The organism is Gluconacetobacter entanii (assembly GCF_003206495.1).
Taxonomy (GTDB): Bacteria; Pseudomonadota; Alphaproteobacteria; order Acetobacterales; family Acetobacteraceae; genus Novacetimonas; species Novacetimonas entanii.
The window spans coordinates 19,497-28,202 of the sequence record NZ_NKUF01000034.1 but is presented as its reverse complement, the minus strand read 5'-3'; the positions used below and the strand labels follow the sequence as shown (position 1 = coordinate 28,202).

Annotated in this window: 7 protein-coding genes and 1 pseudogene; 5 read left to right on the top strand and 3 right to left on the bottom strand. The window is 57.0% G+C overall.

Annotated features, from left to right (window positions below; translation table 11 throughout):
* Together CFR72_RS18115 and CFR72_RS12625 are read right to left on the bottom strand one after the other, a co-directional pair.
* A pseudogene (locus CFR72_RS18115) lies at positions 1-123 on the bottom strand (IS5/IS1182 family transposase); the annotation flags it as partial.
* 122 nt (positions 124-245) lie between these two features.
* On the bottom strand, positions 246-1,844 hold the full coding sequence (locus CFR72_RS12625; RefSeq protein ID WP_146220731.1) for a hypothetical protein: 1,599 nt from the start codon (positions 1,842-1,844) through the stop codon (positions 246-248).
* A 281-nt stretch (positions 1,845-2,125) separates the two neighbouring features.
* On the opposite strand from CFR72_RS12625, the gene CFR72_RS12620 reads away from it, so the two are divergent.
* The 3 genes from CFR72_RS12620 to CFR72_RS12610 are packed head-to-tail and all read left to right on the top strand — an operon-like array spanning position 2,126 to position 5,615.
* Complete coding sequence (locus tag CFR72_RS12620; protein WP_110914281.1) at positions 2,126-2,554, top strand: hypothetical protein; 429 nt, start codon at positions 2,126-2,128, stop codon at positions 2,552-2,554.
* 49 nt (positions 2,555-2,603) lie between these two features.
* Complete coding sequence (locus CFR72_RS12615) at positions 2,604-4,736, top strand: glycosyltransferase family 2 protein (protein WP_110914280.1); 2,133 nt, start codon at positions 2,604-2,606, stop codon at positions 4,734-4,736.
* Positions 4,737-4,787: 51 nt separating this feature from the next.
* Complete coding sequence (locus CFR72_RS12610; protein WP_110914279.1) at positions 4,788-5,615, top strand: glycosyltransferase; 828 nt, start codon at positions 4,788-4,790, stop codon at positions 5,613-5,615.
* 81 nt (positions 5,616-5,696) lie between these two features.
* Here CFR72_RS12610 and CFR72_RS17605 read toward each other — a convergent pair whose 3' ends face one another.
* Positions 5,697-6,005 carry a hypothetical protein gene (locus CFR72_RS17605; protein WP_167400385.1) on the bottom strand — a complete coding sequence of 103 codons (309 nt, stop codon included), beginning with the start codon at positions 6,003-6,005 and terminating at the stop codon, positions 5,697-5,699.
* Here CFR72_RS17605 and CFR72_RS17600 point away from each other — a divergent pair.
* Both CFR72_RS17600 and CFR72_RS12600 read left to right on the top strand, forming a co-directional pair.
* Positions 5,979-6,428 (top strand): hypothetical protein, encoded by a 450-nt coding sequence (locus CFR72_RS17600; protein WP_167400384.1) that lies wholly within the window; start codon positions 5,979-5,981, stop codon positions 6,426-6,428. The genes CFR72_RS17605 and CFR72_RS17600 overlap by 27 nt on opposite strands.
* Positions 6,425-8,560, top strand: a complete 2,136-nt coding sequence (locus tag CFR72_RS12600) for a glycosyltransferase (RefSeq protein WP_110914277.1) — start codon at positions 6,425-6,427, stop codon at positions 8,558-8,560. Before CFR72_RS17600 ends, CFR72_RS12600 begins: the two co-directional genes overlap by 4 nt.
* Positions 8,561-8,706 lie beyond the last annotated feature (146 nt).

Here is an 8,706-nt window from a genome sequence, read left to right as displayed (position 1 = left end):
CCATAAGACTGCCTCGATGAAAAGACGGTTGTCCTGCCCGCTGCGCCCGCGATCTGTTTTCTTGCCAAGGCACAGCGGTTCCATTTTCGCCCATTGGGCGTCTGTCAGTACGAAGCGATCCATACAGGCTTTGAATCATATGCAGATGCTTGAAAAAAGCATAATTCCCAACAGGCCCCAAAAAGCTTCAGAAGAGCGCCGCCCTTAAAAAAACATCGTACCAATATGCTGCGTTCAAACAGCCCCTAAAGCTCTTTCCCAAGAGGAATATGGTACCAATGCCCCTGTTCAAAAATCACCGGGGCATGGGTTTCCTGATCATTGACGATCTGGCCTTCGGCAGGTGCTGTCATGTGTCTGATCTGCTTTTCGGTCATGGTGGGAAGAACGATGCCCTGTCTTGTGCTAATGGCCTTATCCAGTATGACATTTCCCGCGAATTCCACGTCACGGCCGACATGCACATTACTGTTGAATGTCACTTCCCCATCGGGAGAAATCGAAAGCGCGTTGAGGGAGCGTGTCATATCCCTGTCCGGTCCGGGGACGACAAAGTTGAGGGTTCCATATTCGTCGTCTGTGATCGCGGGATAGGAGCTGGCACCGATCTGAAGTCCCTGTCGTGCGATCAACCGGCCAGAGATCGCGGTATCACCAGACCCGGTCAGTTCCAGCGCGTCCGCATAACGGGTTACAAAATGCAGGTTCCCCTGATAATCGCCAAATATCTTGACCCGGTTGGGATCTGAATGGCCAAAGGAAATCGGGCCAAGTTCGCCAAGCCAGAGCGCGGGCGCACAGATGTCGCCGGGACATCCGGTATTGGCGTAACGCAGGTCAATGGCAGCGTCCTTGTAAGCGCCCATGATCTGAAAGGCGCTGTCGTAAAAGGTATAGGCACCGGCCCGAAGCAGGATGCCGTTTCCGACCTCCAGATTGTTATGGCTGTCGTCTTTCTGCTGCTGTGATCCGACGATCAGGGCAACCCTGTCATGCCCGTCATCGGCACCGCTGGCATAAAGGTCTATTTCCGCGGATTCGATTCCTCCGGCCTTTGAGGACGGCAGTCCGGTCTGGTCGATCACGCCGGTATTGATGCCTGAAATCTGGCTTCGGGGACCATGAGTGTCCCGGATGGCGGGACGGATTGCAAAAAGGTTCGCATCCGTCTTGATCGCGCCGTTATAGGAGGCCGCAGTCAACTGGCTGCTGAGGCAATAGACCTGCCCCCTGTTTTCGATGCTGGCTTCCTCGCAGTTTTCAGTGATGCCGAAATGGGCGTTGTAGACTGGATTTTCCGGTGTGTTCCAGTTTTTCGCAGGCGTGTTGATATTGTAGTCCACGCTGACCACCGCCCCATCCCCGGCATGATTGCCGTTCTTGGCAATGTTGAGGGTGCCGGCATAGTTGGAGATGACCGTATCGCCGGTAGGCGTGGGGAAAATGCGGAAACTGTTGCCGGAGGCCGCATCCCTTGCCCCGTCGGAAATCCAGATCTGTGTGCCCGGATAGCCCGAAACCGGCGGGGTCCGGTATGTAAAGGACCCTCTTGGCATCCGCAGCAGCGCCATGGAGGGAAAGCTTCCCCGATAGGCATCAAGGGAAAGGCTTTCGTCGCCCCCTTCGAACTTTCCCCCGAAATCCAGCGGGGACAGCGTATCGTTGAAATGCTGCGCCAGGGTGCGCGATGTCGTGCCATCCGCCGCCTGTGCGTGCGCCGGACTGATATCTCCGTCAAAACCTCCCGCAAGATCGGCCAGGCCGCGTGGATGATCGGTGGAGGCTGCCTGCGCAGCACCCCTTGCGATGGCCAGGAACAGGAAAGCCGTCAGGATATGTTTCATGGGCATGACCGTCAGGCCTTCATGTATGGCGTGTATGTCGGAAGACCCGGTTCATGTTTCAGGAATATATTGTAAATCCATTAAAACATGCTGGATGGGGCATGAAGTTATCCGAGATGCACTTAATTGAAAATTAACGAAATAAAAATAACCATATATGGATTGATAACACTAATAAATTAACAAGTAATGAACCCGTTAATTACTAATTAATAGTTGACTAAAATACACATGTATTTTACATTATTCTGGAGAGCCTATTTCAAAAGGTTGAGCCTGACATGATCCCGTATTCTGTTCTTTCACCGCTGGCTGAAGAAAGCGGTGCGCATGTAACCATATCCAAGACGTTGTTCCGGTTCCTGATATCGGAATACCTGAAATCCCTTCCGTTTGATGAAAAAGCCTATCTGGAGACAAATCCCGATGTCGATGCGGCGGTCCATCGGGGGGAATTGAAAAGTGGTGAGGAGCATTTCCTTTACACGGGCTTTTTCGAAGGCCGTGAGACCGGCAGCACTGAATTCGATGAAAAATGGTATCTGAAGAACAATCCCGATGTCGTGGCGTCCGTCCGGCGTGGTGACTGGACAACGGGCAAGGAACACTGGCTGGCCATGGGGCGTGCCGAACTGCGCGCACCCAGCAGGGCGCTGGTGCCATTATATGATACGTGGCGGCAGTTCCTGCTGAACAACAAGTATAAATAAGAACAGAATACAGAAATTTTCAGCATGTGTTGCAGGGGCTTCGGGATATATGGGCGGTAATACAGACGATTTCATAGCGGATTCGGCCCATCGTTATATTGCGTCCCTTGCCTCCCGCTATGACGGACTTCCTGCGATACCGGAAGATCTGGCATCTGTGCTCGGGCGTCTGGAATATCTCCAGCGGGCACATCCCAGCGCACGTGACATCATGCTCGGGATCGGCCTGTGCCGTCTGGCGACGGGTGAGCCACGGGCTTCGGAGCCTTTTGAATATCTTTCCGGGCATGCGCTTTCCCCCATCGCGCGGTTTTTCCTGCTGCTGACACGGCTGAAATTCGGTGCGCATGACCGCACCTTTGCTGAACTGCGGGCTTTCCTTCGTGAAACGGCCATTGTTTTTGACGATGTCGCGTTTGAGGTTTTCAGTGCCCTGTCGGCCGCGCACCGTTGTGATGGATGGTGCGCCATGCGACCGGACGGGCGCATCGTCGTGGGGCTTGCGGATGGAAAGGATGGCGACGTCACATGGCATCATGACGATGTGGAACATCGGGCGGAACTGGCCGCTGTGGGGTCTTTCGCCGGGTTTGGTGTGTATGATGTCACCAATTTCGAACTGCCCGACAGCCTTCCCGTCATCCATGTGCGGCATGAAGGTCGTGACATGCTGGGCAGTGCGCTTGAACCACGCACCATCTGGCGTTGCGAAGGATTTGTCGAAGGGAGTGCCGAGGGCCTGACGGGGTGGTTCCGTTATCCCAACAACCTTGTGGCGGATGAACATGTGCGGGTCCGTGCGGTTGAGGATGACAGGCTGCTGTTCGACGACGAGGTTGGGGACGGATGCTCCGACCTTCTTGTCGCGGAGAAAGCGCGCACACCATTCCTGATCCCGTGGAGCGACCTGGACGGGGTGGAAACGCCCGCCGTCAGGGTCACGGACCGTTTCGCGCAGGAATTCTATGGCAGCCCGCTCGATCCCCTTGCGGGCGCGCGGTACGCCCGCGCACAGGCGCAATGGGTGGCGCGGACATTTCCCACCTCCTGTTCCCATGCCCCCCGGCCCAAGGCCAACCAGCCTTTCCCGGCATTATATTCCCCCCGGTTCAGGGAGGATGTGAACCCGGAGGCTGATGCGGACAGGATCGGGCGTCCTGTTGCCATCATCATCCCGGTTTACAAAGGGTATGAAGTGACCCGGGAATGTATCGAACTCGCCCTGCAATGGCGTGGGCCCGATGACCGCCTGGTTGTCATCAACGATTTCTCGCCTGATCCGCGCATTGTCAGCTTCCTTGAAGATGTTGCGGACAGGGAGGGCATTACGGTCCTGCATAACGAACGCAACCGCGGCTTTACCTGTTCAGCCAATCGTGGATTGCGTGAAGTCAGGCAGGATGAAGATGCGGTGCTGCTCAACAGCGACACCATCCCGCCGCCGGGATGGATCACGAAGCTGCAGCAGGCCGTCTATCGCGCGCCGGATATCGGCACGGCGACGCCGCTTTCCAATGCCGCGACAATCTTCAGCTATCCCCGCAATGACGGGAACAATCCGATCCCTTCCTATGACGAGGTGATTGAACTTTCGTCCCTGCTGGCGGAAATTGACAGTGCGGAGATTGTCGAGGTTCCGACCGGGCATGGCTTTTGCATGTATATCCGTGCGGAATGCCTGCACCAGACGGGCGTGCTGCGTGAGGATGTCTTTGCCCAGGGCTATGGCGAGGAAAACGATTTCAGCCGACGTGCCGCGTCCCTGGGGTGGCGGCATGTCGTGTGCCTTGGCACCTATGTCGGCCATGCCGAAGGGCAGTCCTTCAGCGCGTTCAAGGGCGACCTGATCCGGCGCAACCTTGGCCTGCTGAACGGACTGCATCCCGGCTATGACCGCCTTGTCCATGAATGGCAGGAGCGCAATCCGCTGCAGCGGTTCCGTCGAGACCTCGATATCCGCCGCCTGTCGCAGGCCATCGGAAACCGCCAGACCGTCGCCCTCATGACGCATGACCGTGAGGGAGGCGTGCATCGTTTTGTGCATGAACGCGCGCTGTCCATTTCGGAAAATGGATGTGTCCCGCTGATTATTTCCCCATGCGCGGCAGAGGCGAAAGATGACTATCCCCGGTGGGAAGTCGTACCCTATCTGGCCGATGAGTATCCCAATATCATCCTGTAGCGCCGTGGGCCGGACCTGCGTGAACTCCTGCTGTCCCTCAACTGCGCGCGGATGGAAATCCACAGCTATATTGGCGCAGGGATCAAGGACATCCACTGGGTTTCGCTCTTCGGGTTCGACTATGATGTCTATCTCCATGATTATTCATGGTTCTGCCCGCAGATTACGCTGGTCTCCCACAACAGCCTCTATTGTGGGGAGCCGGAATCTCCGGTCTGCGAGACCTGCATCATGGATCGTGGCCATGCGACAGGGGATGACACGGCGCTGCCCCTGCTGCGGGAACTGGGGACGGATATCTTCCGGCGCGCCCGGGCGGTGATTGCGTCCTGCCACGACGTGGCCACACGGTATCGCCGGCATATCGACGTGCCTGTCGTCCTGGCGCAGTGGGAGGCCCCGGTCCCGACACAGGACATCGTCTTTACGCCCAGGAACCCTACGGATGTCAGGCGTATCCTGCTGATCGGGGCGATAGGCCTTGAAAAAGGGTATGACCTGCTGCTCAGGCTTGCGCGCCATGTGGCGGCGACCGGGCTGCCGCTGCGGTTTTCCATCGTGGGGTTCACATGTGATGATTCACGCCTGCTGGAAACAGGGGTTGTTGAAATCACCGGACGTTATGCCGAAAACGAACTGACATCGCTGATCCGGATGCAGAAATGTGACTGGGGCTTCCTGCCTGCGGTATGGCCGGAAACATGGTCCTATGTGCTGACGGAATTCTGGCGTCATGATTTTCCCGTCGTGACATTCGACATCGGTGCGCCCGCCGAACGCATCAGGACCGCAGGCGGGGGGCTTGTCATTCCGCTGCACCTTCCCGTGGCCTCCGTGGCCAGTGTCCTGCTGAATCCCGCACAGTTCATGTCACGGTGATGCGTATCAATCAGGACAGGGAATATCGTGATGTCGCCTGAAGGTCTGGACATGAAACCTGACTGGTCCTGTTTCGATGCGTCATGGTACAAAAGCCATTACCACGTCATCCTCGATGCGTTCGGCCTGCATGATGATGCAAGCATCATGCGGTTTTATGAGGAGTTCGGGAAAAACCTGGCCCATTCGCCGAACATGTTTTTTGATGAGGAATGGTACAGGGCGGCCTACCCCGATATCCTGCCGCTGATCGAGGCCGGGGAGATTGCGTCCGGGTTCGCGCATTATTGTACGTCCGGCTTTGCGCAGCGTAATCCCAACTGCTTCTTTGATGAAGAATTCTATTGCCGGACGCAGGTCTGCATGTCCACCCAGCAGCTTGAGGCCCATGGGTTGCGTAATGGGTACGACCACTACCTGATTTATGGCGCGCGGGAAGGGCGTGATGCGTCGCTGTTCTTTTCCACGAAACTGTTCCTGCGGGAAAATCCAGATTTCCTTTATGACAGGCGCAGGGGCGCATTTGTGTCTTTCCTTGGAAATTTCAGGGATCCTGCGATTGCCTTGTGTCGCACGTCTGCCTGTTTCGATCCTGAATGGTATATGCGGGCCTATCCTGACGTTGCTGAACATATAAGCGAATGGCAGCATCCGTTACGGCATTATCTGGGCAATCCGGCCCCCGGCGCGTTTGATCCCAATCCGTTCTTTAGCGAGCGGTTCTATGCGCAGACGAACCCTGATGTCTCAACGCCTATGAGCATTTCCTGCGTTATGGACAATATGAATACCGACGTCCATGCGCGAACGTGAACCTTGCGGAGTATGCATGCGACCCGAGTGTCTCTGACGCCGTGGAAAGTGGGGAATACCCGACGCCGTTCGGGGCCTATGCCGTGCTGTATGGGAAAACCCCCGATGCGGATGGCGGGCAGCAGGCGCCTGAAATCCTCTGCAAACGCGCCTATCGCCGGATGGCGGAGGTCCGGGCCGCGACGGTTCTGCAGCAGGGACTGGATTTTTCCTGTGACCTGCCGGAACTGAGCGTCGTGATGGTGGTCCATGACCAGTTCGCCTTTACCATGACGGCGCTGTCCTCGCTGCGTGCGACCTGTCGCGGGGCGATTCAGCTGATCCTTGTCGATGTGGCCTCGACAGACGAAACATCCATGATCGAACGTCATGTCGCCGGGATCGAGGTCATCCGGTTGGCGGAAAATGTCGGCTTCCTTGCCGGGTCGAACCTTGGCCTGGCCAGGGCGGTGGCGCCTTATGTGCTGTTCCTCAATAACGATGTGGAACTCATGCCCGGCGCCGTCGATGCGGCACTGGGGCGACTGCGCCGGGAGGAAGGCGTGGGGGCGGTGGGCGCGAAACTTGTCCGCACGAACGGGGCATTGCAGGAAGCGGGGAGCATTGTCTGGAACGACGGCACGACATCCGGTTACCTGCGGGATGCCTCCCCATTGCTGCCGGAGGCGAATTTCGTGCGTTCGGTTGATTTCTGCTCCGGCGCGTTCCTCATGGCGCGGACGGAAATCGTCAAGGCGCTTGATGGTTTCGATCCCCTGTTCGCACCGGCCTATTATGAAGAAACCGACCTGTGCGTGCAGATCCGCCAGCGTGGTTTTGACATCGTGTATGATCCGGACGTGGTCGTCCTGCATTACGAATTTGGCAGCGGAAAGTCTGGCGAGATTGCCGCATGCCTGGGACGGAACATCGGAAAGTTCTTTCACAAGAACCGCGCATATGTGGAAGGAAAATACCAGCGGGATGAAGCCAATGTGCTGAAGGCACGCTCTGCCGCTGCGGACAACGGGCGCGTCCTGTTCATCGAGGACTACCTGCCGCAGCCTGAAATCGGGGCGGGCTTTCCCCGTTCCAATGACATCGTGCGTACGATGGTGGAGGTACTGGGGCTGCATGTCACGGTCTATCCCATCTTCCCGCCACGCCGTGCGCCCGTGGCACGATACCCGAACTTTCCTGACAGGGCGGAGGTCATGTGGGATCGGGGCCTTGGTGATCTTGGGACATTCCTGCATACCCGTGCCGGGTATTACGACGTCATATGGATCGGCAGGACCCATAACGCGGATCGCCTGAAGCCTGTCCTTGCGGCATGTGAAGGGGCGCTGGCGGGATGCCGGGTCGTGCTGGATACGGAGGCCGTCGCCACATTGCGCCAGCATGGCAGGATGCGGATCATGGGCCAGACGGACCTGCCCGACCTGAATGGCATGCTGCGTTACGAATTGCGGAATACGGATTTCATCGACCGGTTCGTGACAGTCAGTACTGAAGAGGCGAGCCTTATCAGGGGGATCGTGAAACAGGATGTGCATGTTCTGGGCCATATGAAAACGCCAGTCCCCCGCAACCGCCCGTTCAGTGAGCGCAGGCATTTCCTGTTTGTCGGGGCGATCCAGAACTTGGAGTCCCCCAACTGGGACGCGCTTTCATGGCTTAACGACCATGTTGTGCCGTATCTCGACAGTTTCCTGCCCGAGGATGTCCGTATCCGGGTGGCCGGGTATGTCGGCGGGGATATCGACCTGTCCACGATACTGACGCATCCCCGGTTCGAACTGCTGGGGGCTGTCGAGGACCTTGCCCCCCTGTATGAGGCGCATCGCGTTTTCATTGCCCCCACACGCTTTGCCGCGGGCATTCCGTACAAGATCCATGAAGCTGCGGCCCATGGCCTGCCCATTGTTGCGACCGACCTTCTTGTCAGGCAGGTCGGGTGGGAGGCCGGGGCGGATATTGCCTGCGCGCCGGAGACGCAGCCACTGGCGTTCGCGGGGCAGATGCAGCAGGTCTATACGGATGAAAATCTGTGGGCGCGGATCCGCCGTAATGCCCTGCATCGTATCTTCCTTGAAAATCGTCCTGATGATTACAGCAGGCGATTGAAGGACATCCTGAATTTCAACGACTGAAAACAGGCCGCCCATAAAACGCAGGCCAAATTACAAAGAAGTTTTTGGTGAAGCTTTTTTCAAAAAGCTTCAGGGAACGACACATTTTTAAAAATCTCAGAACCAGAAAATTTTCATAAATCCCATGAAGGGCCGTCTTCATGCCG

Excerpts from the sequence above, each read along its gene's own strand:
- CFR72_RS12620 (WP_110914281.1), top strand. The coding sequence starts at position 2,126 with ATGATCCCGTATTCTGTTCTTTCACCGCTGGCTGAAGAAAGCGGTGCG.
- CFR72_RS12615 (WP_110914280.1), top strand. The coding sequence starts at position 2,604 with ATGGGCGGTAATACAGACGATTTCATAGCGGATTCGGCCCATCGTTAT.
- CFR72_RS17605 (WP_167400385.1), bottom strand. The coding sequence starts at position 6,005 with ATGGGCCTCAAGCTGCTGGGTGGACATGCAGACCTGCGTCCGGCAATA.
- CFR72_RS12610 (WP_110914279.1), top strand. The coding sequence starts at position 4,788 with ATGGAAATCCACAGCTATATTGGCGCAGGGATCAAGGACATCCACTGG.
- CFR72_RS17600 (WP_167400384.1), top strand. The coding sequence starts at position 5,979 with ATGTCCACCCAGCAGCTTGAGGCCCATGGGTTGCGTAATGGGTACGAC.
- CFR72_RS12625 (WP_146220731.1), bottom strand. The coding sequence starts at position 1,844 with ATGAAACATATCCTGACGGCTTTCCTGTTCCTGGCCATCGCAAGGGGT.